This is a genomic window from Pseudomonas sp. R3-52-08 (genome assembly GCF_003851745.1).
GTDB lineage: Bacteria > Pseudomonadota > Gammaproteobacteria > Pseudomonadales > Pseudomonadaceae > Aquipseudomonas.
Window position 1 is genome coordinate 4,289,619 of record NZ_CP027730.1, and the last position, 25,668, is coordinate 4,315,286.

22 protein-coding genes and 1 pseudogene are annotated in these 25,668 nt (G+C 59.5%); 11 read left to right on the forward strand and 12 right to left on the reverse strand.

Annotated features, from left to right (window positions below; translation table 11 throughout):
• Positions 1 to 109: 109 nt before the first annotated feature.
• On the reverse strand, positions 110 to 871 hold the full coding sequence (locus C4J91_RS19705) for a methyltransferase domain-containing protein (protein ID WP_124363856.1): 762 nt from the start codon (positions 869 to 871) through the stop codon (positions 110 to 112).
• Between the two features lie 107 nt (positions 872 to 978).
• Between C4J91_RS19705 and C4J91_RS19710 the strand changes: the two genes are divergently transcribed.
• Both C4J91_RS19710 and C4J91_RS19715 read left to right on the forward strand, forming a co-directional pair.
• Positions 979 to 1,791 (forward strand): DUF1206 domain-containing protein, encoded by an 813-nt coding sequence (locus C4J91_RS19710; protein WP_124363857.1) that lies wholly within the window; start codon positions 979 to 981, stop codon positions 1,789 to 1,791.
• Between the two features lie 132 nt (positions 1,792 to 1,923).
• Positions 1,924 to 2,985, forward strand: a complete 1,062-nt coding sequence (locus C4J91_RS19715) for an SDR family oxidoreductase (protein WP_124363858.1) — start codon at positions 1,924 to 1,926, stop codon at positions 2,983 to 2,985.
• Positions 2,986 to 2,989: 4 nt separating this feature from the next.
• Here the strand turns inward: C4J91_RS19715 and C4J91_RS19720 are convergent, their stop codons facing one another.
• Positions 2,990 to 3,355: a histone-like nucleoid-structuring protein, MvaT/MvaU family gene (locus tag C4J91_RS19720; protein WP_124363859.1), complete on the reverse strand. Its 366-nt coding sequence runs from the start codon at positions 3,353 to 3,355 to the stop codon at positions 2,990 to 2,992.
• 341 nt (positions 3,356 to 3,696) lie between these two features.
• Between C4J91_RS19720 and C4J91_RS19725 the strand changes: the two genes are divergently transcribed.
• Positions 3,697 to 4,014, forward strand: a complete 318-nt coding sequence (locus C4J91_RS19725; RefSeq protein ID WP_124363860.1) for a hypothetical protein — start codon at positions 3,697 to 3,699, stop codon at positions 4,012 to 4,014.
• On the opposite strand, the gene C4J91_RS19730 is transcribed toward C4J91_RS19725, so the two are convergent.
• The 3 genes from C4J91_RS19730 to C4J91_RS19740 form a co-directional block, all read right to left on the reverse strand.
• Positions 4,007 to 4,870 carry a carboxylate/amino acid/amine transporter gene (locus C4J91_RS19730; protein ID WP_124363861.1) on the reverse strand — a complete coding sequence of 288 codons (864 nt, stop codon included), beginning with the start codon at positions 4,868 to 4,870 and terminating at the stop codon, positions 4,007 to 4,009. The two genes, C4J91_RS19725 and C4J91_RS19730, sit on opposite strands and share 8 nt — an antisense overlap.
• A gap of 202 nt (positions 4,871 to 5,072) precedes the next feature.
• Positions 5,073 to 5,672, reverse strand: coding sequence for an FMN-dependent NADH-azoreductase (locus C4J91_RS19735; RefSeq protein WP_124363862.1), 600 nt, complete (start codon positions 5,670 to 5,672; stop codon positions 5,073 to 5,075).
• A gap of 151 nt (positions 5,673 to 5,823) precedes the next feature.
• The gene (locus C4J91_RS19740) at positions 5,824 to 6,138 is read right to left on the reverse strand and encodes a 3-phosphoglycerate kinase (protein ID WP_124363863.1); all 315 of its coding nucleotides are present in this window, start codon (positions 6,136 to 6,138) and stop codon (positions 5,824 to 5,826) included.
• 49 nt (positions 6,139 to 6,187) lie between these two features.
• On the opposite strand from C4J91_RS19740, the gene C4J91_RS19745 reads away from it, so the two are divergent.
• From C4J91_RS19745 to C4J91_RS19760, 4 genes and pseudogenes are all read left to right on the forward strand, one after another.
• On the forward strand, positions 6,188 to 7,111 hold the full coding sequence (locus C4J91_RS19745; RefSeq protein WP_124363864.1) for a LysR family transcriptional regulator: 924 nt from the start codon (positions 6,188 to 6,190) through the stop codon (positions 7,109 to 7,111).
• Positions 7,112 to 7,175: 64 nt separating this feature from the next.
• A pseudogene (locus C4J91_RS19750) lies at positions 7,176 to 7,399 on the forward strand (alpha/beta fold hydrolase); the annotation flags it as partial.
• Positions 7,400 to 7,402: 3 nt separating this feature from the next.
• Positions 7,403 to 7,966 (forward strand): peptidylprolyl isomerase, encoded by a 564-nt coding sequence (locus C4J91_RS19755; protein WP_124363865.1) that lies wholly within the window; start codon positions 7,403 to 7,405, stop codon positions 7,964 to 7,966.
• Between the two features lie 94 nt (positions 7,967 to 8,060).
• A complete protein-coding gene (locus C4J91_RS19760; protein ID WP_124363866.1) occupies positions 8,061 to 9,893 on the forward strand; it encodes an ABC transporter ATP-binding protein in 1,833 nt (610 codons plus the stop codon).
• A 143-nt stretch (positions 9,894 to 10,036) separates the two neighbouring features.
• Here C4J91_RS19760 and C4J91_RS19765 read toward each other — a convergent pair whose 3' ends face one another.
• The gene (locus tag C4J91_RS19765) at positions 10,037 to 11,161 is read right to left on the reverse strand and encodes a GNAT family N-acetyltransferase (protein ID WP_124363867.1); all 1,125 of its coding nucleotides are present in this window, start codon (positions 11,159 to 11,161) and stop codon (positions 10,037 to 10,039) included.
• A 283-nt stretch (positions 11,162 to 11,444) separates the two neighbouring features.
• Between C4J91_RS19765 and C4J91_RS19770 the strand changes: the two genes are divergently transcribed.
• Positions 11,445 to 12,767: a putative porin gene (locus C4J91_RS19770; RefSeq protein ID WP_124363868.1), complete on the forward strand. Its 1,323-nt coding sequence runs from the start codon at positions 11,445 to 11,447 to the stop codon at positions 12,765 to 12,767.
• Between the two features lie 31 nt (positions 12,768 to 12,798).
• Here C4J91_RS19770 and C4J91_RS19775 read toward each other — a convergent pair whose 3' ends face one another.
• The 4 genes from C4J91_RS19775 to hrpA form a co-directional block, all read right to left on the reverse strand.
• A complete protein-coding gene (locus C4J91_RS19775; protein ID WP_124363869.1) occupies positions 12,799 to 13,032 on the reverse strand; it encodes an anti-sigma factor in 234 nt (77 codons plus the stop codon).
• Complete coding sequence (locus tag C4J91_RS19780; protein WP_124363870.1) at positions 13,026 to 13,640, reverse strand: RNA polymerase sigma factor; 615 nt, start codon at positions 13,638 to 13,640, stop codon at positions 13,026 to 13,028. Before C4J91_RS19780 ends, C4J91_RS19775 begins: the two co-directional genes overlap by 7 nt.
• A gap of 26 nt (positions 13,641 to 13,666) precedes the next feature.
• The gene (locus tag C4J91_RS19785; RefSeq protein WP_124363871.1) at positions 13,667 to 14,788 is read right to left on the reverse strand and encodes a beta-ketoacyl-ACP synthase III; all 1,122 of its coding nucleotides are present in this window, start codon (positions 14,786 to 14,788) and stop codon (positions 13,667 to 13,669) included.
• 296 nt (positions 14,789 to 15,084) lie between these two features.
• Positions 15,085 to 18,996, reverse strand: a complete 3,912-nt coding sequence (gene hrpA / locus C4J91_RS19790) for an ATP-dependent RNA helicase HrpA (RefSeq protein ID WP_124363872.1) — start codon at positions 18,994 to 18,996, stop codon at positions 15,085 to 15,087.
• A 331-nt stretch (positions 18,997 to 19,327) separates the two neighbouring features.
• On the opposite strand from hrpA, the gene C4J91_RS19795 reads away from it, so the two are divergent.
• Positions 19,328 to 20,566, forward strand: coding sequence for a hypothetical protein (locus C4J91_RS19795; RefSeq protein ID WP_124363873.1), 1,239 nt, complete (start codon positions 19,328 to 19,330; stop codon positions 20,564 to 20,566).
• A 133-nt stretch (positions 20,567 to 20,699) separates the two neighbouring features.
• Here C4J91_RS19795 and aceK read toward each other — a convergent pair whose 3' ends face one another.
• Positions 20,700 to 22,430, reverse strand: a complete 1,731-nt coding sequence (gene aceK, locus C4J91_RS19800; RefSeq protein WP_124363874.1) for a bifunctional isocitrate dehydrogenase kinase/phosphatase — start codon at positions 22,428 to 22,430, stop codon at positions 20,700 to 20,702.
• Between the two features lie 153 nt (positions 22,431 to 22,583).
• Here aceK and C4J91_RS19805 point away from each other — a divergent pair, with 153 nt between their 5' ends.
• A complete protein-coding gene (locus C4J91_RS19805) occupies positions 22,584 to 23,468 on the forward strand; it encodes a DMT family transporter (RefSeq protein ID WP_124363875.1) in 885 nt (294 codons plus the stop codon).
• A gap of 32 nt (positions 23,469 to 23,500) precedes the next feature.
• Here C4J91_RS19805 and C4J91_RS19810 read toward each other — a convergent pair whose 3' ends face one another.
• Positions 23,501 to 24,361, reverse strand: coding sequence for a DMT family transporter (locus C4J91_RS19810; RefSeq protein WP_124363876.1), 861 nt, complete (start codon positions 24,359 to 24,361; stop codon positions 23,501 to 23,503).
• Positions 24,362 to 24,784: 423 nt separating this feature from the next.
• Here C4J91_RS19810 and C4J91_RS19815 point away from each other — a divergent pair, with 423 nt between their 5' ends.
• Positions 24,785 to 25,576, forward strand: coding sequence for a CPBP family intramembrane glutamic endopeptidase (locus C4J91_RS19815; protein WP_124363877.1), 792 nt, complete (start codon positions 24,785 to 24,787; stop codon positions 25,574 to 25,576).
• Positions 25,577 to 25,668: the final 92 nt, after the last annotated feature.

A 25,668-nucleotide genomic window follows, 5' to 3' on the forward strand; every position in this document is an offset into this window, starting at 1 on the left:
GCTGCATAGGGTACCGGTTTCGGGCGTCCAAACCGAGTTTCTTTACGCGAACAGGGCCAATCAGCTGTTTTTTATCAGCATTTTTCTCCCCGTACCGAGGTGCCTGGGATCAAGACTGCCCCGGCTTATAGGCCCACGCCCCGAACATTACGTCCCCGACGTATATCCCACCTGACTGCGTTCGCTCATCAATCAGACGTTGTTCCAGCGTTTCAATGTTGACCTCATCTGGTGTCGCAACCCCCAGCGCGACGATGCGTGGCAAGCAGGCACGTACGATGTAGCCCAGGCCGTAAGGTGTATCAGGGGTTTGTACGACGCATTCGGCACGCACATCCGCGACACGCAATCCGGCAGTGGTGAAGATACCGTGCAGGTTAAAGCCGATATGCAAGTCGGCGCCTTCGCGCGCGATCATCTGCTGTATCCAGCCTTGAGCCGTTCTGTGCAGGGTGAAGGCGTCAATACTGGCTGGGGCCATCGTCGTATCATGCTCCTGGAAAACCATCACCCCGCCTGGATGAAGATGCTTGGCCAGTGCACTGACGGTGGCCACGGTATCTGCCTGGTACATGAGCACTCGTCTGCCCACGATGGCGTCGAACATGCCGATAGATTCATGCAGGTCGAGTAACCCACTTTGAATGAAAGTGGGCGCAGGGTACTTATCGGATACCTCGCGTTTGCGCGCTGTAGCAAGCGCATTATCATCGTGATCAACCCCGACGACTTCGCCCGTCTTGCCGACCAGAGTGCTTAGCAGGAAGGAAACGTCCCCCGTTCCGCAGCCGACATCCAGAACACGCATGCCATCACGTATTCCTGCATCAATAAGAAGTTGTTTGGTGAAGTCACGCTTGGCAAGGTTCATGTCTTGGCTCCGAAATTCAGCCCGGAGTCTGACGGACGCTTGCTGTTAATAGAACCCCACCCAGCGAGAGGGGTCTGCTTTTGTATCAAAGCTCGGGAATACATCGAATGTCCGCACAACAAGGCCTGGTAATACTCGCTCGGGGAGGCTACGCCGCTCGGGGCGTGCTGTATTTGATCATCGGCATCTTCGCACTGCTGGCAGCACAAGATTCGACAAAGCCGAAAGACAGCCACAAGAGCCTGGAAGCACTGCTTAGCCAACCCTTCGGCTATTTTCTCGTTGGGGTTGTGGTGGCGGGCCTACTCGCATTTGCGGCTTGGCGCGTTCTGCAAGCTACGCGTGATGTGGACCATCATGGCAAAGAACTTAAAGGCTTGGTAATTCGCGCGGGTCTGTTAGCGGGAGGTATGGTTAACGGCGCTCTCGCGCTCTTTGCATTGGGCCTGCTTATTAGCGGCATTAAAAGCTCGGGTAATTCCAGCGGGCAGACCAAAGACTGGCTGGCGCATCTCTTGTCATGGGATCACTCGAATGTGTTGGTGTACCTGATCGCACTCGTTCCGCTGGGTGTGGGTATCGCTCATATCATCAAGGGGTGGAAAGCCTCGTTCGAGAAATATTTTGAGGCCGATGAAGACGTCATGCAGTACGTCCGCCCAGTGTCGCGGTTCGGTCTGATTGCCCGTGGAGTAGTTTTTATAGAGATCGCGTTGCTGCTGGCAATCAGCGGTTCCACTTATCAAGCCATGAATCCACCAGGTATGAAAGAAGCCCTGAACGCGCTGCAGAATCTTCCAGCGGGATGGCTGATATTGATGGTGATGGCCTTGGGGCTGATTGCGTTCTCGGCTTACAGCTTCTCTGAAGCCTTCTGGCGCAAGATCAATATGGATGTGCCGGGGGTGCCGAGGCCGTAGTTCCATGCCGGCTCAGCGAAGGGTTGGGCCAGTTCTACCTTGTGCCGTGCAGCTCAATGCGGATCCGGTTTAGGTTCAGGTTGAACCTCTGTTGCTCAGGCGGACTCCCAAACCTAAATCCAGGAGAAACGTATGAGCCAGACAGCTTTAGTCGTGGGCGCCAGCGGAATCGTCGGCAGCGCCATCACTCAGTTACTAATCGAGAACAACTGGCAGGTCGCCGCGCTGTCGAGGCACCCGTCGCAAGCGCAAGGTGTTATCCCTGTCGCGGCAGACCTTCAGGATCCAGCTTCGCTGCAACATGCGCTGGCGGATTTGAAACCCACTCATGTATTCATTACTACATGGTCACGGCAAGCCACGGAAGCCGAGAACATTCGCGTTAATGCCGCCATGGTACGCAATGTGCTCACCGCCATTCGCCCAGCCAAGAGCGTTGAGCACGTGGCCCTGGTTACTGGCCTGAAACATTACCTCGGCCCGTTCGAAGCGTATGGTAAGGGCAGCCTTCCGCAAACACCGTTTCGCGAAGAACAGGGTCGTCTGGATATCGAAAATTTCTACTACGCCCAGGAAGACGAACTATTCGCCGCCGCTGAAAAGGACGGCTTCACATGGAGCGTTCATCGCCCGCATACCGTCACCGGGGTTGCGGTAGGCAACGCGATGAATATGGCAACCACCCTCGCCGTCTATGCCTCGATTTGCAAACAAACCCATCGCCCTTTTGTGTTTCCCGGCTCAAGAGTGCAGTGGGACAGCCTCACCGATATGACGGATGCACGGCAGTTGGCGAAACAACAACTGTGGGCGGCCACCACGCCGGCTGCGGCCAATCAGGCATTCAACGTCACCAATGGCGATGTATTCCGTTGGAAATGGATGTGGGGCCGAATTGCCGACTATTTCGCCTTGCCTGCTGCCGATTATCCCGCTTCGCTCTCTCCCCTTGAGAAGCAGATGGCTGACGATCAAGCCGCATGGACGCAAATAGTCGCGGAACACGGCCTGAAAGAACCCGATATAGGTCGCCTGGTGTCACCATGGCACACGGATGCAGACCTTGGTCGCCCCATTGAAGTTGTCACGGATATGTCAAAAAGCCGTGCCATGGGCTTTACCGCCTACCAGGCGAGCGATCAAGCATTTTTCGACGTGTTCGACAAACTACGCGATATGCACTTGATACCTTAGGTCGTCACTTCGCCAGCCAGGACTCAACAGTCGCGGAGCCATGTTCTGCTTTCCAAGCCTTTAATGTTTTGTGATTGCCGCCCTTGGTTTCGACGACTTCACCGGTATGAGGGTTTTTATAAACTTTCAACTGGCGTGGCTTGCGGCTGCCGGCTTTGAATTCGACGGCTGGAGCGCGACGCCCTGCTTGTGGATCAAGCAAGTTGATAACGTCCTTCAGGCTGTAGCTGTATTTTGCGAGTAAATCGCGCAGCTTCGTTTCGAATTCAATTTCTTTCTTGAGGCCGGCATCACCCTTCAAAGCTTCGAGGGCCTGAAGCTGTTCGGCAAGGTGTTTTTCGAGCTGGCGGAATTCTGCGAGTTTAGACATTGGAAACCTCTTCTAGATGTGTTGTTACGTTACACCAAAAAAGCCCCGAGCATGAGCTGATAGAACTGTAAGCGTACGCCCTATTAATAAATTGAATCCGAGGTAACGGACCAGGGTCATTTACTATGAGAGTAGAAGACGGCAAAGCAACGGGGGACATTTATGAGCCTTCCAATGACAATCTTCAGCATCATCGCCGCATGGATGTCGGTAGCCATTTCTATGTTGTGGGGGGTATTGCGGATCGCACGCAGGTATCACTCCCATCGTCAAAGTAACCCTGGCTGGGAGTACCAACCCAAACTGAGCCCGACAGCATAACGAGCCTCTTGGAGCCATTGATGTATCCAAAAACGCCCGATGGCCGCTATTTCGTAGTCAATGGCAAACTCTGGCGGTGCAGTAATCCTTTACTACCCTCAGACGTTCGGCAGCGTTTGGTTAACGAACTGATGGACGCGCGTCGTGAAGTAAAAACCGCGAAAGCGTCAGGTGATGAGGGCCAGCTGAAAAGCGCGAGGGCGAAGGTTCAAAAGGCCAAGGTTGATCTGGGTGAGCGCGGGCCCGTCTGGTGGGATGACGGTTCACCCGACTTCAATCAATGTCAGGTGAAAAACACGCCCTATTCGGCCTGGCACAAGTCTCTCGCTGCTATGTAAGCGACGCCCGCTTGATCCCCAACCGACTGACCCACACCGCCGCCAGAATCACCAGGCCGCCGAGGGCCAGTCGTCCCAGCGGCTCATGCTGGTTCCAGATCAGCAGGTTCAGCAGCAGCCCCACCGGCACATGCAGGTTGTTCACTACCGCAAGGGTGCCGCCATTGACCAGGCAGGCCCCCTTGTTCCACCAGTACATGCCCAGCGCAGTGCTGACCAGTCCCAGGAACACCAGCACGCCCCATTGCAGCGGCGCCTGGGGCAGGAAGTCCGCCTTGCCGAACAGCAGGAACGCAGGTAACACCACCACCAAGGCGCCCAGGTAGAAATAGCCGAAACGCCGGTAGTGCGGCTGATCACTTGGATAGCGCGCCACCAGGTGTTTGTACATGACTTGCCCGGCGGCGTAGGTGAAGTTGGCCAGTTGCAGCAGCAAAAAGCCCATCAGGAAGTGCGGGGTGATCTGGTCGAAGCGGATTACCGCCGCGCCCGCCACCGCCACCAGCGCGGCGACCAGTGCCCAGGGATTGAAGCGCCGGTTGAGCGCGTCTTCGATCAGGGTGACGTGCAACGGTGTCAGGACAGTGAACAGCAACACCTCCGGCACCGTCAGTACGCGAAAGCTCAGGTAGAGGCACACGTAGGTCACGCCGAACTGCAGCGCACCGATGATCAGCATGCTGCGCATGAATGCCGGTTCCACCGCGCGCCAGCGGGTCAATGGAATGAAGATCAGCCCGGCCAGGACCACGCGCACCAGTACCGCGAAGTAGCTGTCGACGTGACCGGCGAGGTATTCGCCGATCAAGCTGAAGGAAAATGCCTGAATCAGGGTAACAACCAGTAAATAGCCCATGTGCGCCTCGTTTCGAATGGCGCGACATTAAAGCTTTTCGATGTTTGAAGAAACTCGAGGCAAAAAAAACCCGACCTCGCTAAAGCGGCAGTCGGGCAGGAGCACTCAGGAGCAACAAGTGCAAAGGGAGGTTCGGTACGCGTACTTGAAGGGATTGCGTGGCGCTAGATAAACACCGGGGGATTATCTGGCGATTAAAGGATCAAGCCACTTGGGCAAGCAGTGCCTTTGCATGGTTGAGGCCTTTTTCCTGGAAGTCACCGCTCAGGTTCACGCCTTCGGCATGGATGAAGGTGACGTCGTGAATCCCGATAAACGCCATGACCTGGCGCAGGTACGGTTCCTGATGGTCCGATGCAGCGCCGGTGTGAATGCCGCCACGGGCGGTGAGCACGATGGCGCGCTTGCCAGTCAGCAAACCTTGCGGCCCGGTGGCGGTGTACTTGAAGGTAACCCCGGCGCGCAGCACATGGTCCAGCCAGGCCTTGAGGGTGCTGGGGATGGCAAAGTTGTACATCGGCGCCGCCATTACCAGGACGTCTGCAGCGAGCAATTCGTCGGTCAATGCGTTGGAGCGGTCCAGGGACGCCTGTTCGATAGCGTTGCGTTGTTCGGCGGGTTTCATCCAGCCGCCCAGCAGGTTGGCGTCCAGATGGGGCACGGGGTTGAGCGCCACGTCGCGCACGGTGATCCGATCGCCTGGATGAGTGGCCTGCCATTGACTGATGAACTGCTGGGTCAGTTGGCGGGAAATCGAATCCTGCTGGCGAGCGCTGCTTTCGATGATCAGAACGTTGGACATGGCCATGTAGGCTCCATCGGTAAATGCTGTAAGTCGATGGAGAAAAGATTAACCAGGGCCCATTCGATTAAAAAGCACAAAAAACTGCTATAACCCATCTATAAATTTGTTTATAAGCGGAGTAATTCCTTGGGCATGCTCCGCTTTTGCTTTATTTCGGCCCGCACGTCAGGGCGATGCGCATCTTGATGATCGCGCGGTTGAACTTGACCGTGGTGTTAGTGCTTTTGCCCGCAGGTACGGTGACAGTACGACGACGCGGCGCTTCAGGGCCGTTGGTAAAGACCACCGAACACACCGCCGCTGCCGTGCCGTAGTTGTTGAGCTGAATCGAACTGATATCGCCGTCCACATCGGACGCGGTGTAATCGATGCTTACACCCTCGATCTTTTTCGTCACGTCGATGGGATAGGCGAACGCGCTCATCGGCAGCAGCGCCAGCAACACACAACAGAATTTTCTCATTCGGCAGTCTCCAATAAGGACCGCCAGCTTAGGACAAGAGGAGCTCATCTTGAAAGCGCCCCGCGTTACCCTCGATCAATGGCGCACGTTGCAAGCCGTGGTCGACCATGGCGGCTTCGCCCAGGCGGCCGAAGCGCTGCACCGTTCGCAGTCATCGGTGAGCTACACCGTGGCGCGCATGCAGGACCAGCTCGGCGTGCCGCTGCTGCGCATCGACGGGCGCAAGGCGGTGCTCACCGATGCCGGTGAAGTGCTGCTGCGCCGCTCGCGGCAACTGGTGAAAAACGCCAGCCAACTGGAAGACCTCGCCCATCACATGGAACAAGGCTGGGAAGCCGAGGTGCGGCTGGTTGTGGATGCGGCCTACCCCAATGCGCGCCTGGTGCGCGCCCTGACCGCATTCATGCCGCAGAGCAGAGGGTGCCGGGTGCGCTTGCGTGAGGAGGTGCTCTCCGGCGTCGAAGAGCTGCTGATAGAAGGCGTGGCCGACCTGGCGATTTGCGGGTTCAGCATCGCCGGTTACCTGGGCACGGAAATGAGCGATGTGGAATTCGTCGCCGTGGCCCACCCCGAGCATGCATTGCACCGCATGAATCGTGAACTGAGCTTCCAGGACCTGGAAAGCCAGATGCAGGTGGTCATCCGTGACTCCGGCCGCCAGCAACCGCGCGATGTGGGTTGGCTCGGCGCCGAACAGCGCTGGACCGTCGGCAGCCTGGCCACCGCCGCCGCGTTTGTGGGCAGCGGCCTGGGTTTTGCCTGGTTGCCCCGGCACATGATCGAGCGCGAACTTGCCGAAGGCGTGCTCAAACAACTCCCGCTGGAACAGGGCGGCAGCCGCCATCCCACATTCTATTTGTATTCGAACAAGGATAAACCCTTGGGCCCGGCGACGCAGATCCTCGTGGAACTGTTGCGCACCTTTGATACCGCTCCGCTGGACGCGCCCTTCGCGGCCCCCCGGCAAGCCTGAAACGGAGTTCACCCATGGCCTGCGTTCAATTGTGCAAGCTCGAGGCGATAGTGCACTGTGGCGGCAGGAACAACGCTCCAGAATCACCTGTCCAACCCAGGTCATCAACGCCGACCACGATTACACCCCCGTGGCGCAGAAAGAAATCTATGTAAAACTGCTGCCCAACGCGCGACTGGTGGTGATTGAAGATTCCGCCATGCCACGCCCCTGGACCAACCCGAAGTCTTTAACGCTACCCTGCTCGACTTTCTAAACTCCGTCGACGCCACTACCCAGGATCACTGACCCATGCTGAAAAAAATCGCCTTCTTTGCCGGTTCCGTTCTGTTCGCTGCCAACCTGATGGCAGCCGAGCCCGTCAAGGCGCCCCACGTCTTGATCTCCACCACCAATGGCGACATTGAAATCGAACTGGACCCGGTCAAGGCGCCGATCAGTACCAAGAATTTTCTCGCCTATGTCGATAAAGGCTTCTACACCAACACGATTTTTCACCGTGTGATCCCAGGCTTCATGGTCCAGGGCGGCGGGTTCACCCAGCAGATGTCGCAGAAGCCGACCGAAGCACCGATCAAGAACGAAGCCAGCAACGGCCTGCATAACGTTCGCGGTACGCTGTCCATGGCCCGTACCAACGACCCGAACTCGGCCACCAGCCAATTCTTCATCAACGTGGCCGACAATGCCTTCCTCGACCCGGGTCGCGATGCCGGTTACGCCGTATTCGCCAAAGTGGTCAAGGGCATGGACGTGGTCGATGTCATCGTCAACTCCCAGACCACCACCAAGCAAGGCATGCAGAACGTGCCAATCGATCCCGTCCTGATCAAGTCGGCCAAGCGCATCGACTGAGGTCTGCGGGTAGACCTGCAAGTAGCTCCGCACGTTGCCCACAAGGCGGCGTGCGCATTTGAAAGGAGAGCCCGCACGGCGGGCGTCAAGCCTAATGCTCTATCGTCGTTTTGAACAACTGATCGACATCTTCCGCGATGCGCCCAGCGCGGCCCCTCCCGAAAAAGTCCTGCCCTTCTATCTCTATTACCTGCGCCAAGTGTGGCCCTGCTTTGCCGCGTTGCTGGTAGTGGGACTGGTCGGTGCGCTCATCGAAGTCGCGCTGTTCAGCTACCTGAGTCGCATCATCGACCTGGCCCAGGGCACACCGCCGGCGAATTTCTTCCAGGTCCACAGCGCGGAGCTGATCTGGATGGCCGTGGTCGCGCTGCTGTTGCGCCCGATCTTCAACGGCCTGCACGATTTGCTGGTGCACCAGACCATCAACCCCGGCATGATCAGCCTGATTCGCTGGCAGAACCACAGCTACGTGCTCAAGCAGAGCCTGAACTTCTTCCAGAACGATTTCGCCGGGCGCATCGCCCAGCGCATCATGCAAACCGGCAACTCCCTGCGCGATTCGGCCGTGGCGACGGCGGAGGCCATCTGGCATGTGTCGATCTATGCGATCAGTTCCCTGGTGTTATTTGCCGAGGCAGACTGGCGGCTGATGGTGCCGCTGATCACCTGGATCATCTGCTACAGCCTGGCACTGCGCTACTTCGTACCACGGGTCAAAGAGCGCTCGGTGATTTCCTCCGAGGCGCGTTCCAAGTTGATGGGCCGCATCGTTGATGGCTACACCAATATCACCACGTTGAAGCTGTTCGCCCATACGCAGAATGAGCAGGAATACGCCAAGGAAGCGATCATCGAGCAAACCGAAAAAGCCCAGCTGGCCGCCCGCGTGTTGACCGGCATGGACACGGTGATCACCCTCCTGAACGGCCTGTTGATCGTCACCACCACCGGCCTGGCCCTGTGGTTGTGGACCCAGTCGCTGATTTCCGTGGGCGCGATTGCCCTGGCCACCGGCCTGGTGATTCGTATCGTCAACATGTCCGGCTGGATCATGTGGGTGGTCAATGGCATTTTCGAAAATATCGGCATGGTGCAGGACGGCCTGAAAACCATCGCCCAGCCGCTGGCCGTGACAGACCGCGACAACGCCCCGCGCCTGAGCGTGCCCCATGGCCAGGTGCGTTTCGAGCAGGTGGATTTTCACTATGGCAAGCAGAGCGGAATCATTGGCGACCTCAACCTTGAAATCAAGGCGGGGGAAAAGATCGGCCTGATCGGCCCGTCCGGCGCGGGCAAGTCGACCCTGGTCAACCTGCTGTTGCGCCTGTACGACCTGCAAGGCGGACGCATCCTGATCGACGGCCAGGACATCGCCGAAGTCGCCCAGGAAAGCCTGCGCGCACAGATCGGCATGATCACCCAGGACACTTCGCTGCTGCACCGCTCGATCCGCGACAACCTGCTGTATGGCAAGCCGGATGCAACCGACGAAGAGCTCTGGGCCGCCGTGCACAAGGCCCGCGCCGACGAGTTTATCCCGCTGCTGTCAGACGCCGAAGGGCGCACCGGCCTGGATGCCCACGTGGGCGAACGCGGCGTGAAACTCTCCGGCGGGCAACGCCAACGCATCGCCATTGCCCGTGTGCTGCTCAAGGACGCGCCGATCCTGATCATGGACGAAGCCACCTCAGCGCTGGACTCGGAAGTGGAAGCGGCGATCCAGGAAAGCCTGGAAACCCTGATGCAGGGCAAGACCGTGATTGCGATTGCGCACCGCCTGTCGACCATCGCGCGAATGGACCGCCTGGTGGTGCTGGAGAAAGGCCAGATCGCCGAGAGCGGCAGCCATGCCCAATTGCTGGCACACGGCGGGCTGTATGCGCGGTTGTGGCAGCATCAGACGGGTGGGTTTGTCGGGATCGATTGAAGGCATCGAAACCCAGGGCAAGGGGTAATGCCAGTCAGTTAAGGACGAACACTGTACCTGTGGCGAGGGAGCTTGCTCCCTCGCCACAGGTTACTTTTTACCCTTTCTACTTCTTAACTGGCTGGCATTAGGGCAAGGAGCAGTCAGCCCTGCCGATAAGGCAGGGCCTCCCGCGCCTCTTCGGCATACGCCAGAACCCCCACCCGCTCGCGTTCGAGGAAATCCTCCACGGCGTTTTTCAACCCCGGATGGCGCAGGTAATGCCACGAACGGGTGATCACCGGTTCAAAGCCGCGAATCAATTTGTGTTCACCCTGGGCGCCCGCGTCGAAGCGTTGCAGGTCGTGGGCGATGGCGTAGTCCATGCCCTGGTAGAAACAGGTTTCGAAATGCAACCGGTCGAATTCGGCCAGGCAGCCCCAGTAGCGGCCGTAGAAACTGCCGCCACCGATCAGGCTGAACGCCATGGCTACCGGGCGTGAGCCCTGTTTGGCCAGTACTACGCGGATCGCCTCGGGCATGCGCTCGGCCAGCAGGCTGAAAAACGCCCGGGGCAGGTAGGGCGACTGGCGACGTACCGCGTAGGTGTTGGCGTAGCAGGCGTAGACGAAATCCCACTGGGCTTCGCTCAGCTCGTGCCCCTGCAGCCACTCGAACTCAATGCCCTGCCCCGCCACCTGCTCGCGTTCTTTGCGCATCTGTTTGCGCTTGCGTGAACTCAGGGCGTCGAGAAAGTCCTGGAAGTCGCGGTAGCCACGGTTCTGCCAGTGGAATTGGCAGCCCAGGCGCTGCAGCCAGCCGGGTTGCCGGGCCAGTGCGTCGTCGGCCAACGTGTCGGTGAAGTTGATATGGGCGCCGGAGAGCCCTTCGATTTCCAGGTAACCGGGCAGGCTGTTCAACAGCTCGAAGCCGTCTTCGACATTGGCGGCCAACAGCCGCGGGCCGCTGACCGGACTGAACGGCACAGCCGTCAACAGCTTGGGGTAGTAGTCGATGCCGGCGCGCGCGCAGGCGTCAGCCCAACCGTGATCGAACACGTACTCGCCGTAGGAATGCCACTTGCGATAGCCGGGTAATGCGGCCACCAGCCGATCACCTTCCCAATGCAGCAAATGCTCCGGCTGCCAGCCCGACTGGGGCCCCAGGCTGGCACTGTCTTCCAGCGCGCTCAGGAAGGCATGCCGCACGAACGGCTGGGCCTGCGGCACCAGGGCATCCCAGGCCTGCGGGGTGATTTCGGACAGGCTGTGCAGGCGTTGCAACGGCATCGGCATCCTCTCTGTTTCTGACGTGAAAGCCTGGCGAGTATCGCCTATCACAGCCCTATGCACATCACCAAAAATGGCCGGACACAGCTCTAAACCGATAGTTCCATCGGCAAACAAGTTGTCATGCAGATGAAATCACTTAGCCACTACTCCGTCATAAACCGCCGCGATACTGACGCCTGTTTTCAGAGCACCCGGGTTGCCGGGTGGCATTTTTTTCCGTCCGTCATCGGTCGGTTGTGTCCTGGAGGGGTTGTATCCCTCCTCACTTTCGGAGATTGATATGCGTCTTGCTTCCACTAAAACTGCGGCGGCCCTGTGTGGCGGCCTGATGCTGGCCCTCAGCGTTCCGGCCAGCGCTGCAGTCGACGCTAAGTTGCTCGACATGCTCAAGGCCAACGGCCAGATCACCGCTTCGCAGTACACCGAATTGCAAAACGAGTTGGCCAAAGACCAGAAAGAACAGCAGATCGCCCGGCAAGCTCAACAAGAAACCAACGAACAGATCGCCGCCACCGCGAAAAAAACCAACGAGCTGAGCAGCTTCGACCAGAAGCTGGCCTGGGCCGCCAAGACTCAGTTCAAGGGCGATGTGCGCTTTCGCCAGGAAACCATCAAGATCGATGGCGAGCCCAACAACGGTGGGCGTGACAAGGACCGTCAACGTATCCGGGCCCGCCTCGGCGCCTACACCGAAATCAACCCGCAAGTGGACACCGGTATCCGTATCGCCACGGGCGGCGGTGACGATGCGCGCTCCACCAACCAGGACCAGGATGGTTACTTCGATAAAAAATCGATCTGGCTGGACCTCGGCTACATCGACTACCACCCGGACCAGATCAAGAACCTGCACGTGATCGGCGGCAAGATGCTGCAACCGTGGGTGAGCATGGGCGATGTGATCTGGGACAGCGACATCAACCCCGAAGGCCTGGCAGTCACTTACAAATATCCATTGGGCGCCAGTGCCGAACTGTTCGGCAGCCTGGGTAACTACAACCTCAAGGACAACGTCGACGGCGACGGCGTGCAATTTCGCCACGACCTGCGCCTGACCTCCGGCCAGTTGGGCACGCGCTTCTCACTCACCGACAACCTGAAAATGACCCTGGGCGGCAGCGTCTACGCTTACCAGAACGACAAGGACAGCCGCTGCACGACCACCACCACGCCTTGCGCACTGGCGGTCAACGGCAACTCGGCCAATAATGAATTCCGCCTGTATGAAGGTTTTGCCCAGGCGGACATCGGCGGCCTGGCAGTGCCGTTGGCCTTCTACGGCCAATACGTGAAAAACAACGATGCTGTGACCGATCAGGACACCGCCTGGTTGGTGGGTGCCAAGTCCAAGGTGTTCGGTTTCAACCTCGACTATAACTACCGCGATACGCAACGCGACGCGGTCGTGGGCGCCTTCACCGATTCGGACTTCGCCAACGGCACCACCGGTTCGCGCGGTCACAAGATGAAGGTCAGCTACGACATCGACAAGAACTTCGCCCTGGGCGCCACGTACTTCCTGACTAAGGCTGACTACGCCAGCCGTACCCAGCGTGACGCCAACACCAACACGCTGCAACTGGATGCTGAAGCCAAGTTCTAACTTCACCCTGTAGGCGCGAGCGTGCTCGCGCCTACACGTCTTTACGTCGTTCGGCGGCGAGCCGTTCGGCCAGTGCGTCCGCATCTTTCACTGGCTCCTGCGGCATGATCCGCAACGTCGCCTGCATCAGGCGCATCTGGCGAATGAAACGCCGGCAGTTCGGGCAGAACATCAAGTGATGACGCACCAGCAGACGCTCACGAAAGGTCAATTGCCCATCGAGGTAGTCACTGGAACGTGCCACTTGTTCTTTACACGTCAACATTCGCCCGTTTCCTCAAAATGCTCCACGGTTGCGAAGACTTTAAGCCGTGCTCGATGCAACAGCACGCGCACATTGGAGAGTGAGAGCGTCAGAAGATTACAGATTTCTTCCAGCTCCAGGCCCTGGCGCTCGCGCAGCACCAGCACGCTGCCCTGCAACTCGGACAAGCTCAGAATCGTATGCTCCAGGCATTTACGCAATTCCTCCTCGGTCAGCAAGGCTTCCGGCGTGTCCTGGTGCCAGGCATAAGGGGCGACAGCCCAGTGGCCATCGTCCGGGGTGAAGCGGTCATCACCGATGGTGCCGTGGGGGGAAGGCAGGTCGTCGAGTAGCACCTCGCGACGATTTTGCTTGTAGCGGCCCTTGGCGGCGTTCGCCGTGATGGTCAGCAGCCAGGTCTTCAGGCTGGAACGCCCTTCGAACCGGGCGAGGTTGCGGACCACCGACAACCAGGCATCCTGCACCACCTCGTCAGCATGCCGCTGCCCGACGATGGCATAGGCCACCGCCCGCATCGCACTCTGGTAAGTGGTGACCAGTTCCTTGTAGGCCCGCTGTTCGCCCTTGAGCAAGCGTTCAAGCAGGTGCGCGTCGTCCGCTGCGGCCATTCAACACCTCGATGTAAACGCGCACATCAGCGTTTGCGCAGGATCACACTGCCGATGGAATAGCCCGCACCGAACGAGCTGAGCACCGCCACGGAGCCCTTGGGCAAGTCGTCCTGATAGGTGTGAAACGCAATCACCGAACCCGCCGAGCTGGTATTGGCGTAGGTATCGAGGATCACCGGTGCTTCTTCCACCGAGGCCTCGCGGCCGAGCAGTTTTTTCACGATCAGGTGGTTCATGCTCAGGTTGGCCTGGTGCAGCCAGAAGCGCTTCACATCGTTGACGCCCAGCTGGTTTTCCGCCAGGTGCGTAGCGATCAGCTCGGCCACCATCGGGCACACATCGCGGAACACCTTGCGGCCTTCCTGCACGAACAATTTGTCCGGCGCGCCGATGCCCTCTTCCGCCGTGCGGTTGAGAAAGCCAAAGTTATTGCGGATGTTGTTGGAGAACTGGGTCAGCAGCTTGGTGCTCACCACATCGAACTGATGCTCGGACGTCGCCAGGTCAGCCCGCTCGAGGATTACCGCCGTGGCGGCATCACCAAAGATGAAGTGGCTGTCACGATCACGGAAATTCAGGTGGCCGGTGCAGACTTCCGGATTGACCATCAGGATCGCCCGGGCCTGGCCCAGCTGGATGCTGTTGGCGGCATTCTGGATACCAAACGTGGCCGACGAACACGCCACGTTCATATCGAAACCGAAGCCCTGGATACCCAAGGCTTCCTGCACCTCAATGGCGATGGCCGGGTAGGCGCGCTGCAGGTTGGAACAGGCGACGATCACGCCGTCGATATCAGCGGCGGTCTTGCCTGCGCGCTGCAGGGCCTGTTCGGCGGCGCCGACGGCCATCTGGCAGAGCACCGACCATTCGTCGTTACTGCGCTCGGGCAGGCGTGGGGCCATGCGCTGAGGGTCGAGGATGCCGTCCTTGTCCATCACGAAACGGCTCTTGATGCCCGAGGCTTTTTCGATGAACGCCGCACTGGACTCAGTCAGCGCCTGCACGTCACCGCGCTCGATGGCAGCGGCGTTTTCGCGGTTGAACTGCTGCACATAGGCATTGAAAGACTGCACCAGCTCTTCGTTGGAGATGCTGTTGGCCGGGGTGTACAGGCCAGTGCCGCTGATGACGACGTTATGCACGGTCGTTCCTCTAAATCTGTCAGGCAGAAGATATTGGTACCGTCGTACCAAACTGTGAGTCGTTCGATTCCGTCCAGCAGGCATCGAACTGGCAACGCTTTATTCATCTTGTAACCGCGAAGTTTGCCACAACGCCGGTGATTTGGCGCCATATGCCAGACAAACATCTCATTGTGGGAGGGGGCTTGCCCCCGATTGCGGTGTGTCAGAGCCAGACTCTGCAACTGATACACAGCCATCGCGGGCAAGCCCCCTCCCGCATTTGACCCTGTTCAGTTCAGGAAACCGGGAATGCTTCAGGGCTCGACCTGGCTCCATTGTTTGCTCAAGCGCTTATCGGAAATCGGCACCTTGGTCCCCAGTTGTTGGGCAAACAACGACACCCGGTATTCTTCCAGCCACCAGCGATAGAGCTCCAACTGCGGATCACGCTTGCCTTCCTGGGCGTGTTTATTCAGGCGATTCTGGTACTGCGCCCATAGGCCACTCAACTCGGCGCTCCACACACGGTCCTTCTGCACCTGGCTCGGCAGTTTTTCCAGGCGCAGCTCGATGGCCTTGAGGAAACGCGGCAGCTCCTTGAACCAGTGGGCCGGGGTCTCGCGCACAAACCCTGGGTACACCAGGTTGCTCAGCTGCTGCTTGATATCGTTCAAGGCCACCGCCTGGGCGAGGTCGATCTTGCCTTTGAAGCGTTTTTGCAGGCCGTGCCAGAGTTTCAGTACTTCCAGGGTCAGACGCGCCAGACGCTCAGCCTGTTCGGTCCAACCGCCACGTTTGCGCTCGGCCAACGCGGCCAGCCCAGCGCCATCGCGCGGCAACGCGGCTTCGCCTTCCAATACGCAGGTATCGAGGCTGGCCAGCAGGATATCTTCCACCAGCGCCTCGACACGCCCCAGTTCGCGGTACAGCAGGCCCAACTCGGTCAGGCCCGGCAATTTGCCGCGCAGGAATTTCGCCGGTTCCGCCAGTTGCTGCATCAACAGGCGCTGCAAGGCACGCCGATGCTGGAACTCGGCCTCGGCGGCCGTGGAGAAACGCCCTTCCTTGACCGTGCCGTTTTCTTCCACCAGCGCGGGGTACACCGTCATCGACAGGCCGGCGATGTTTTGCTGGGTTTTTTCGGCCACCGGTGCAAACACCTTGGCGTGCACCGGCTGCTGGCTTTTCGCGGTTTGCGGCACCGCCAGGGCGGCCTGGCTGGCTTGGGCGAAACGCGCGGTCAGCTGTGCCAGGTCACGGCCTTCGCCGAGGAATTTGCCCTCGCCATCGACCACTTCCAGGTTCATCTTCAAATGGTTTTCCACCTGCTGCGCGGCCTCCGCCCAGGCTTCATCGCTGACCCGCGCACCGGTCATGCGCAACAGTTCGCGACCCAATGCCTGGGGCAGCGAACCCTGGCCAAACTCGATGCGCTGCAGCGCCGCCTTGACGAAATCCGGCACCGGCACGAAGTTTTTGCGCAGCGCCTTGGGCAGGTTACGCACCAGGGCGATGCACTTGGCTTCGATGACTCCCGGCACCAGCCATTCCAGGCGCTCGGCGGGCAACGCCGGCAACAGCGGCGCCGGCACGCGCAGGGTTACGCCATCGCGCGGGTGGTTGGGTTCGAAGTGGTAACTCAAGGCCAGCGCCAGGTCGCCCAGGTGCAAGGTGTCCGGGTAATGCGCGGCGGTGACTTCACTGGCTTCGCGGGCCAGCACGTCTTCTTCGCGCATGATCAGCAGTTGCGGGTCTTTCTGGCTGTTGACCTTGTACCAGCTGTCGAAGGTGGCGGTCTGGTGGATCTCTGCCGGCAAACGCGCATCGTAGAAGGCGTAGAGGGTTTCTTCGTCGGCCAGGATGTCGCGACGGCGCGCCTTGGCTTCCAGTTCGTCGAGCTGCTCCAGCAGTTGCTGGTTGGCCGTGAGGCACTTGGCTCGGGACTGGATCTCTCCACGCACCAGGCCTTCGCGAATGAACAGCTCGCGGGACACCACCGGGTCGATCGGCCCGTAATGCACCGGCCGGCGTCCAACCACGATCAGCCCGAACAGCGTGATCTGTTCAAACGCCACCACCTGGCCGCGCTTTTTCTCCCAATGGGGTTCGAAGTGGTTTTTCTTGATCAGGTGACCGGCCAGTGGCTCGATCCAGTCGGCGTCGATCTTGGCCACCATGCGCGCATACAGCTTGGTGGTTTCCACCAATTCAGCGGTCATCAGCCATTGCGGGCGCTTCTTGCCAATGCCCGAGGAAGGATGAATCCAGAAACGCCGCTGCCGGGCACCGAGGTAGTCGCCGTCCTCGGTCTTCTGGCCGATCTGGCTGAGCAAGCCGGACAGCACCGCCTTGTGCAATTTCGGGAAATCGGCGGGTTCCTTGTTGATCGTCAGCTGCATGTCGCGACAGATCAGGCTCAACTGGCGATGGGAATCGCGCCACTCGCGCAAGCGCAGGTAGTTAAGGAAGTTTTTGCGACACCAATTACGCAGCGGGCTGGCGGTCAGTGCCTGGCGCTGTTCTTCAAAGCCGCGCCACAGGTTGACCAGACCGGCGAAGTCCGAATCCGGGTCTTTCCACTGCGCATGGGCCTGATCGGCGGCCTGTTGGCGTTCCGGCGGGCGCTCGCGCGGGTCCTGGATCGACATGGCGCTGGCCACGATCAGCACTTCCTGCAAGCTGCCCAGCTTGGCCGCTTCGAGCAGCATGCGGCCCATGCGCGGGTCCACGGGCAGGCGCGCCAGTTGGCGGCCCAATGGTGTGAGCTGGCTGTTACGGTCCACCGCCGACAGCTCTTGCAGCAGGTTGAAACCGTCGCTGATGGCCTTGCCATCCGGCGGTTCGATAAACGGGAAGTCGGTGATTTCACCCAGGCGCAGGTGCAGCATCTGCAGGATCACGGCGGCGAGGTTGGTGCGCAGGATCTCAGGGTCGGTAAATTCCGGGCGCCCGATAAAGTCCTCTTCGCTGTACAAGCGAATGCAGATGCCAGGCTCGACCCGGCCGCAACGGCCTTTGCGCTGGTTGGCGCTGGCCTGGGAAATCGCCTCGATCGGCAGGCGTTGCACCTTGGCGCGGTAGCTGTAGCGGCTGATGCGTGCGGTGCCGCTGTCGATCACATAACGAATGCCCGGCACGGTCAGCGAGGTTTCCGCGACGTTGGTCGCCAGTACCACGCGCCGGCCTGGGTGTGATTGGAAAATGCGCTGTTGCTCGGCGGGTGACAGGCGCGCATACAGCGGCAGGATTTCAGTGTGCTTGAGCTGCGCCTTGCGCAGCATCTCGGCGGCGTCGCGAATTTCGCGTTCGCCGGGCAGGAACACCAGCACATCACCGGGGCTGCGGCGTTCGCTGCGCTCGTAGGCGGCGATTTCGTCGAGGGTGGCGAGGATCGCCTGGTCGACGGTCAAGTCATCTTCGACGCGATTGCCCTCCTCGTCCTGCTCCAGGGTCAGCGGGCGGTACCAGGTGTCCACCGGGAAGGTACGGCCTGATACCTCCACGATGGGCGCATCGTCGAAATGCTTGGAGAAACGCTCCAGGTCGATGGTCGCGGAGGTGATGATGACTTTCAGGTCCGGGCGACGCGGCAGCAGGGTCTTGAGGTAACCCAGCAGGAAGTCGATGTTCAGGCTGCGCTCATGGGCTTCGTCGACGATGATCGTGTCGTAGCGCTCCAGGTAGCGGTCGTTCTGGGTTTCCGCCAGTAGAATACCGTCGGTCATCAGTTTGATCAGCGTATTGGAGTCGCTCTGGTCCTCGAAGCGCACCTGATAGCCGACCAACGCGCCGAGCGGCGTGGCCAGCTCTTCGGCAACCCGGCTGGCAACGCTGCGCGCAGCAATCCGGCGCGGCTGGGTGTGGCCGATCAGGCCGAACTGGCCGCGGCCGATCTCCAGGCAAATCTTCGGCAACTGGGTAGTTTTACCCGAACCGGTCTCGCCGGCGATGATCAGCACCTGGTGCTTGTTCAGCGCGGCCTTGATTTCATCGCGCTTGGCGGCAATCGGCAGGCTGTCGTCGTAACGAATTACCGGCAGGCTGTCCCGCCGCGCCGTGACCTGGGCGCAGGACGCCTGCATACGCGATACCCACTGCGCCAGCTTCTGCTCATCGGGCTTCTTGCGCAGCTCAAGCAACTGGCGCCGCAAGCGGTTGCGGTCGGCAAGCATGGCGTGATCGAGGGTTTTAAGCAGTTGGTCGATGGTGGGCGCTTGGTCGGTCATCAGGTACGCAAAGGTCTTTTAATGAGGCAGGTAAGCCTGCGGTGACATGATCGTAGACGGCAATTGTCGCAGATTTCTGTCCTTGTAAACGAGCCAAGCCCTTTCATCACGGCAACACGGCCGCTTCATACGCGTGAGCCGGCTATTTTTAGCTCGACGGGGTCGTGCCACCTACTCTCTCATTCGACTTTTCACGCAGGGCTATCAGAACGCGCATCTGGCCTGGTGAGGATCCGGCGCGATTTACTGCGGCACGCGACCCCACCCGCACACCCACCCCACGCGGCTCGCCAAGGAAAAACCTCATGCCCACCGTACCGGAGAAACCATTATGTTCGGATCAAAACCATTGCCCGCCTACCAACCCGGCGCCACCTTGGGCAGGCTGTTCCAGCAAACCCACGCCATCCATGAAGCGGTGGTTGAAAGCCTGATAGGGCAAGGCCAGCGGCACATGCTCGATAAATGCCGGCACCTTGAACACGCATTGTTTGGCCCTATCAGTCGAATGCCCGACCGTGCCGCGCAGGAAAAAGGCCATCAGCTTCAGGCCTGGATGCACAGTTCAAGGATTGATGAAGCGCTTGCAGCCTTAGACCAGGAAAGCCACAAACACTTCGCCGTGCAACCGGATGACAAAACAAGCCTGCACGCCCTCCAGCAACGCTACGAGCAACTGACCGCTCGCGTGGAGCGCCGCGATGCCCTGCTGGGTCGACGCGCAGCGTGGGCCGCCGCCATTGCGCCACCGTCCTGCGAGCTGGACCCGATAACGGTTGCCGTGCTGCCGCCTGCACGCCTGAGCAACCAGCTGAGTGGGCACACTCTGGAACAGGCGGTCAAACATATCAACGCTCTGGAGAAAGAGATTGCCCTGCTGGACAACCACATCAGGCAAGAGCCGCAGCCTCTGTCTCACGCCGAGGAAGACATCTTTCTCAGACAACGCAACGCCATGACCGAGTCTCGCAATGCATGGGCAACGGGCCGTTTGAAAGGCAGCAGCCAATTCAAGTCCTCCCTTGGCCTGGTCCCGGAGCGTAAACGCCTGGAGCAGAGTCTGGAGCGGCACAAGCAACTGGCACCGGTGGAACTGACACTCCACCGACTGGAACGCACAGTCGAGACCGTGCAGCGCAACGGCCTGGGGGAGAAACTCTCGGCCCAGGCGGTCGATGCCGCACGGGACGTCTTGGTGAATTTGCGCGACGCCTGGCGCAACGGCAACCTTGATGGCAGCTCGATCGAGGGCATGAACCCTGCGCTGCTGCTGACCCCGCCAAACAACCGCCGAATCAAACTGGAATTGGCCGTCATCGAAAAGGCCTTTGTACAACTGAACGCAGTGCCCCGTACGGAACAAGCTGGCATTGCCGAGGAACGTGCGCAGTTCAAGGCAGTGATTGATTCCCCAAACAACATGCAAGTCAAACACGCGGCGATCAGTCAACTTAAAGATCGCAATAAACAGCGAGCGCTGGTCGCTGAACTGAACACCGATTTGCGCACTATCTACACCGATCTGACAAACACGCTGGCCCTTCATCGCTTGACCGCTACGCAACCGTAACGCATAGCGATTTAAACAACCGTACACCAGCTTCAACCCAGCCCGGCCAAAAGAGCTCGACCACGCGTTTCAAAAACAGGCGCCCAGTGGCTGATTGCACATCGCAGTCGGCCACTGGGCCACGCTTAACTCTTCAACTCGCCAGCCCCTCTTCATCACGCGGGTCCTTGCGCCGATACGGAAACACGTCAATCACCTTCCCCGCGCGAATGGCCTCCTGCAGCCCTTTCCAATAGTCCGCGTTATACAGCTCACCATGCAGCTCATCGAACAGCTTGCGCTGGCCGGCGTCGGCGAACAGAAAAGGCGGGAATTCCTCAGGAAACACATCCAGCGGACCAATGGAGTACCACGGTTCGGAGGCCATTTCATCCTCTGGGGTACGCGGCGGGGGAATGTGGCGGAAGTGGGCCTCGGTGAGAAAGCAGATTTCATCGTAGTCATAAAACACCACCCGGCCGTGACGGGTAACGCCGAAGTTCTTGAGCAGCATGTCACCGGGAAAGATATTCGCCGCCGCCAATTGCTTGATCGCCAGCCCGTAGTCTTCCAGGGCTTCACGTACCTGGGCGGGGTTGGCGTTTTCCAGGTAGAGGTTGAGCGGGGTCATGCGCCGTTCGGTCCAGCAGTGCCGGATCAGCACGGTGTCACCTTCCACTTCGACAGTGTCGGCGGCCACTTCCAACAACTCGGCAAGGCAGTCGGGCTCGAACTTGCTCAAGGGGAAGCGAAAGTCGGCGAACTCCTGGGTATCGGCCATGCGCCCCACGCGGTCGACACTTTTGACCAGGCGGTACTTCTCGATCACCGTGGCGCGGTTGACGTTTTTCGACGGTGAGAAACGGTCCTTGATGATCTTGAACACGGTGTTGAAGCCCGGCAGGGTAAACACGCTCATGACCATGCCACGCACGCCCGGCGCCATGATGAACTGGTCATCGGTGGTGGCCAGGTGATTGATCAGTGCGCGGTAGAACTCCGACTTGCCGTGTTTATAGAAGCCAATGGACGTGTACAGCTCGGCGATGTGCTTGCCGGGCAGGATGCGCTTGAGAAAGTCGATGAACTCGGCAGGCACGGGCACGTCGACCATGAAATAGGAGCGCGTAAAGGAAAAGATGATCGACACCTCAGCTTCGTCGGTGATCAACGCATCGATCTGAATGCCCCGCCCTTCGCGGTGCAGCAATGGGATCACCAACGGCCATTGTTCGTCGCGGGTGTAGATACGCCCCACCAGGTAGGCGCCTTTATTGCGGTAGAGCACCGAGGAAAACAGCTCGACGTTCAAGTCCGGGTCTTTGCACACCCAGTCCGGCAGGTTTTCGCGCAGTTGGGCTTCCAGGCGTTGCAGGTCGGCAGGCAAGTCGGCGTAGGGTTCACTGAAGCTGTAGTCCGCAAAAATCTGCGCAAGCATCTGCGCCATGTTGCCTGCAGGCGTGTAGATGCGGGTCTGCGCCGCCCGCGCCAGACGCTGGGTGGGGCGCGTGGTGTGGATAAACATGCAGCCGTCGCTGATCAGGTCATGGCTGAACAGGCTGCAAAACACCGAGTTGTACCAAGTTTCGGACAGCTCATCGTCAAAGCGCAGGTCGATCAGGCCGATGTAGGCGCTTTTCACCTGGGGCCACAGGTCGATGTCCTGCAACACGCCCGCCTCGAAAGCAGCCCGCAGACGCGCCGTGACCTCACCCACTTTCTCTTCATACAGGCTGATGCGCGCCGCCGAAGCGGCTTGCCCTTGCTGCCATTGGGCCTTTTCGAAACGCTCGCGAGCGCCATCGGTGATCTGGCGAAAGTGCTCACGATAGTCGTCGAAACCGTCGAGGATCATCCGGGCGATAGCAAGGGCGGACTGCGGCATGCGGAAAACCTCGAACGGGTATCGGGAAGCCCTGAGCTTAGCCAGTGAACCCCGGCAGGAGAAGGAGGATTTTTCATCGGCCGCCGTACTTAGCGATTGTGTCGACCGGAACGCTGGGCAACACTCCCCGGCCTGATCGTGTAGGAGTTTTCCGTGAAACCTGTCGACACTCTGTACTTGCTGGGGCTGGCCGCCATCTGGGGCGCGAGCTTCCTGTTTATGCGCATCATCGCGCCGGAAATCGGCAGCGTGCCGACTGCGTTTTTCCGCGTATCAATCGCTGCCGCCGGCTTGCTGGTGATTCTGGCGATGATGGGTGTGAACTGGGACTTCCAGGGCAAGTTCAAGACCATCCTGCTGTTGGGCGTGATCAACTCCGGGATTCCGGCGACCCTGTATTCGGTAGCGGCACAGGTGTTGCCGGCGGGTTACTCGGCCATTTTCAACGCCACCACGCCCCTGATGGGCGTGCTGATTGGTGGCATGTTTTTCAGTGAACGCCTGACGCCGTCGAAAATCGCCGGCGTGTGTCTGGGCCTGTTCGGCGTGGGCGTGCTGACCCGTGCGGGGCCGGTGGCGTTTGACCTGCAATTGTTGACGGGGGCACTGGCATGTTTGCTGGCCACCACGTGCTATGGCTTTGCCGGATTTCTCGCCCGGCGCTGGCTGGATCAGCGCGGTGGGCTCGACAGCCGCCTGTCGGCCCTGGGCAGCATGCTCGGCGCCACGTTGTTTCTGCTGCCGTTGTTCGCTTACAGCGCCATCCGCCAGCCGCCGGCGAGCTGGGGTGGGTGGCAGGTGTGGATGTCGTTGCTGGGGTTGGGCCTGGTGTGTACGGCCTTTGCCTACATTCTGTACTTTCGCCTGCTGTCCTCCATCGGCCCGGTCAAGTCAATGACCGTGACCTTCATGATCCCGCCGTTCGGCGTACTGTGGGGCGCGCTGCTGCTGGATGAGCCATTGTCCATGGCCCATCTGTATGGCGGAGTATTGATTGCCGGGGCGTTGTGGTTGGTGTTGCGGCCGCAGAAACTGTAGGAGCGAATACGCTCGATCCTACAGCGCGAGCATCAGTCTTTACGGAATACGAAGACCAGGCCGACAATGATTAGCCCCATCCCCAACAGGCTCAACAATGCCAGCTGATTACCGAAGATCAGGTAATCCATCACCGCCGTCACCGCTGGCACCAGATAAAACAGGCTGGTGACGTTCACCAGATTGCCCCGGGCGATCAGGCGATACAGCAACAGCGTTGCCAGCACTGACACCACCAGCCCCATCCACAGCACCGGTAGGTAAAAGCCCGCATTGTGCTCGAAATGGAATGGCTGGAACGGCACGAACACCGCGCACAACAACAGCCCAGACAGGTATTGCAGCGGCAACGTGCCCAAAGGATTGTCGGTGATGCGCTTTTGCATGATCGAGCCAAACGTCATGCTTGCCAGCGCCAGAAGCCCGAACAGCATCCCAGTCAGGGACATGCCGGCCAGTCCGATGCCTTGGTAAACCACCATGATCAACCCGGCCAAGCCCAATCCCAGGCCGAACAATCGCCGCCAGGAGCGCTGGCGCTCCATCAGCACCACGGTGAGGATCGGCTGTACGCCCATGATGGTGGCCATCACCCCAGGGGTGACTTTGAGATCCAGGGCCAGCAGATAAAAAATCTGGTACGCCCCCAATAACACCAGACCCGTCGTTGCGGCATACCGCATGGGTTTGCCAGGACGTGGCAGCTGCAACTTGAGGATCGGCACCAGCACCACTAGCCCGACCAGGGCGATGGCAAACCGGATCAGCAAAAAGGCAAAGGGTGAAGCATGAGCCAGGCCCAGCTTGGAGAAAATCGCCCCGCTGCTCCACAACAGGACAAACAGGCTCGTCGAGGCCGCCGCGGCCACGGATTGTTTCGAAAGAACAGACATGAGTTACCACCTGTGATCAGGCAAAAAAGCCGACTCGGTAAATACCGAATTTCAGTAGGTTTTTTCAGGTAGGCACAGGGCTACAGCGAACAGCTGATCAGCCCGAAATGCCAACACCCGGCGGTGATACGACTGCGTACACCGGCGCGCTACTGACAAGTGGGGGGTAGTGACTGATCTGCGCAGGCTGCTTGGCGCCGCACGGCACGACCACAGCGTTGACCGCTGAATCGACTACTGCTATGCGCTGGGAAGCTGGCATGTGCTGATCTTTTTGAAGGGATAAAGACGCGTCGACTATAACCAGCGGCAAACTTATTTGGCAATCCTTTCCCTCACAGCCTTTTGCGTGGAGGAGTTTTCATGCCCTTGAACCGGACCGCTCGCTATAATGCCGCCCGTTTTTTTTCGAAGGACTTCACAATGGCTGCCCTGCCCTGGCTGTACCTCGCGCTGCTTTCCATCGGCTATGTCGTGGCCTTGATCTACGGGCAATTGGGCGTGTTGGCGGCGGTCTCCGTGGCGCTTTTGCTGATCGCAGGATATGCCGTGCGCCAGCAACGCAACCCCTGGGCACGCTACCTCGGCCATGGTCTGTTCATCGTGCTGGCGTTGGGCCTGGCGATGCACTGGCTACCGGGTTTCTACAATGGCCGAGGCATCGCGCCTCAGCGGTTCACCGCCGATGCCGTGCCGTTCTCGATGTACCTGAACCAGGACAAACCGCTGATCGGCTTCTGGCTGCTGCTGGCCTGCCCATGGATCGTGACGCGGCGCTCATTGCGCCTGTCGATGTGCGTTACCGCCCTGGCCGTGACCCTGACGGCAATCGCAGCCTTGGGTGGCGCAGCGCTGCTGGGGATGATCAGTTGGGCACCGAAATGGCCGGACTCGGCGTGGCTGTGGGTGTTGAACAACCTACTGCTGGTGACGCTGGTGGAAGAAGCGCTGTTTCGTGGCTATATCCAGGGCGGTCTGAGCCAGCGTTTCAAACACCTGCCCTACGGCGAGAACCTCGCGCTGTTGCTGGCCTCTTTGTTATTCGGGCTGGTACACCTGGGCGCAGGTTGGCAGTGGGTGCTGCTGGCGAGTATTGCCGGCGTCGGTTACGGCCTGGCGTATCGCTTCGGCGGGTTGGGCGCGGCCATTGCCACGCACTTTGGCTTGAATCTGCTTCACTTCGGGCTGTTCACTTATCCGATGCTGGCCAGCTGAGCTGTAACCCGCTCGTCCGGATTGTTGCAAAAAATAAGTTAAATAAATGCCCGGCATGGCCGATAACCCCTGAAAGCCTTGCGGATTGAACA

What these genes read in the sequence shown, in the direction of transcription:
- C4J91_RS19770 (WP_124363868.1), top strand. Translation starts at nt 11,445, where the DNA reads ATGCGTCTTGCTTCCACTAAAACTGCGGCGGCCCTGTGTGGCGGCCTG.
- C4J91_RS19795 (WP_124363873.1), top strand. Translation starts at nt 19,328, where the DNA reads ATGTTCGGATCAAAACCATTGCCCGCCTACCAACCCGGCGCCACCTTG.
- aceK (WP_124363874.1), bottom strand. Translation starts at nt 22,430, where the DNA reads ATGCCGCAGTCCGCCCTTGCTATCGCCCGGATGATCCTCGACGGTTTC.
- C4J91_RS19765 (WP_124363867.1), bottom strand. Translation starts at nt 11,161, where the DNA reads ATGCCGTTGCAACGCCTGCACAGCCTGTCCGAAATCACCCCGCAGGCC.
- C4J91_RS19735 (WP_124363862.1), bottom strand. Translation starts at nt 5,672, where the DNA reads ATGTCCAACGTTCTGATCATCGAAAGCAGCGCTCGCCAGCAGGATTCG.
- C4J91_RS19730 (WP_124363861.1), bottom strand. Translation starts at nt 4,870, where the DNA reads ATGGGCTATTTACTGGTTGTTACCCTGATTCAGGCATTTTCCTTCAGC.
- C4J91_RS19720 (WP_124363859.1), bottom strand. Translation starts at nt 3,355, where the DNA reads ATGTCTAAACTCGCAGAATTCCGCCAGCTCGAAAAACACCTTGCCGAA.
- C4J91_RS19710 (WP_124363857.1), top strand. Translation starts at nt 979, where the DNA reads ATGTCCGCACAACAAGGCCTGGTAATACTCGCTCGGGGAGGCTACGCC.
- C4J91_RS19760 (WP_124363866.1), top strand. Translation starts at nt 8,061, where the DNA reads ATGCTCTATCGTCGTTTTGAACAACTGATCGACATCTTCCGCGATGCG.
- C4J91_RS19725 (WP_124363860.1), top strand. Translation starts at nt 3,697, where the DNA reads ATGTATCCAAAAACGCCCGATGGCCGCTATTTCGTAGTCAATGGCAAA.
- C4J91_RS19810 (WP_124363876.1), bottom strand. Translation starts at nt 24,361, where the DNA reads ATGTCTGTTCTTTCGAAACAATCCGTGGCCGCGGCGGCCTCGACGAGC.
- C4J91_RS19705 (WP_124363856.1), bottom strand. Translation starts at nt 871, where the DNA reads ATGAACCTTGCCAAGCGTGACTTCACCAAACAACTTCTTATTGATGCA.
- C4J91_RS19755 (WP_124363865.1), top strand. Translation starts at nt 7,403, where the DNA reads ATGCTGAAAAAAATCGCCTTCTTTGCCGGTTCCGTTCTGTTCGCTGCC.
- C4J91_RS19815 (WP_124363877.1), top strand. Translation starts at nt 24,785, where the DNA reads ATGGCTGCCCTGCCCTGGCTGTACCTCGCGCTGCTTTCCATCGGCTAT.
- C4J91_RS19740 (WP_124363863.1), bottom strand. Translation starts at nt 6,138, where the DNA reads ATGAGAAAATTCTGTTGTGTGTTGCTGGCGCTGCTGCCGATGAGCGCG.
- hrpA (WP_124363872.1), bottom strand. Translation starts at nt 18,996, where the DNA reads ATGACCGACCAAGCGCCCACCATCGACCAACTGCTTAAAACCCTCGAT.
- C4J91_RS19715 (WP_124363858.1), top strand. Translation starts at nt 1,924, where the DNA reads ATGAGCCAGACAGCTTTAGTCGTGGGCGCCAGCGGAATCGTCGGCAGC.
- C4J91_RS19780 (WP_124363870.1), bottom strand. Translation starts at nt 13,640, where the DNA reads ATGGCCGCAGCGGACGACGCGCACCTGCTTGAACGCTTGCTCAAGGGC.
- C4J91_RS19775 (WP_124363869.1), bottom strand. Translation starts at nt 13,032, where the DNA reads ATGTTGACGTGTAAAGAACAAGTGGCACGTTCCAGTGACTACCTCGAT.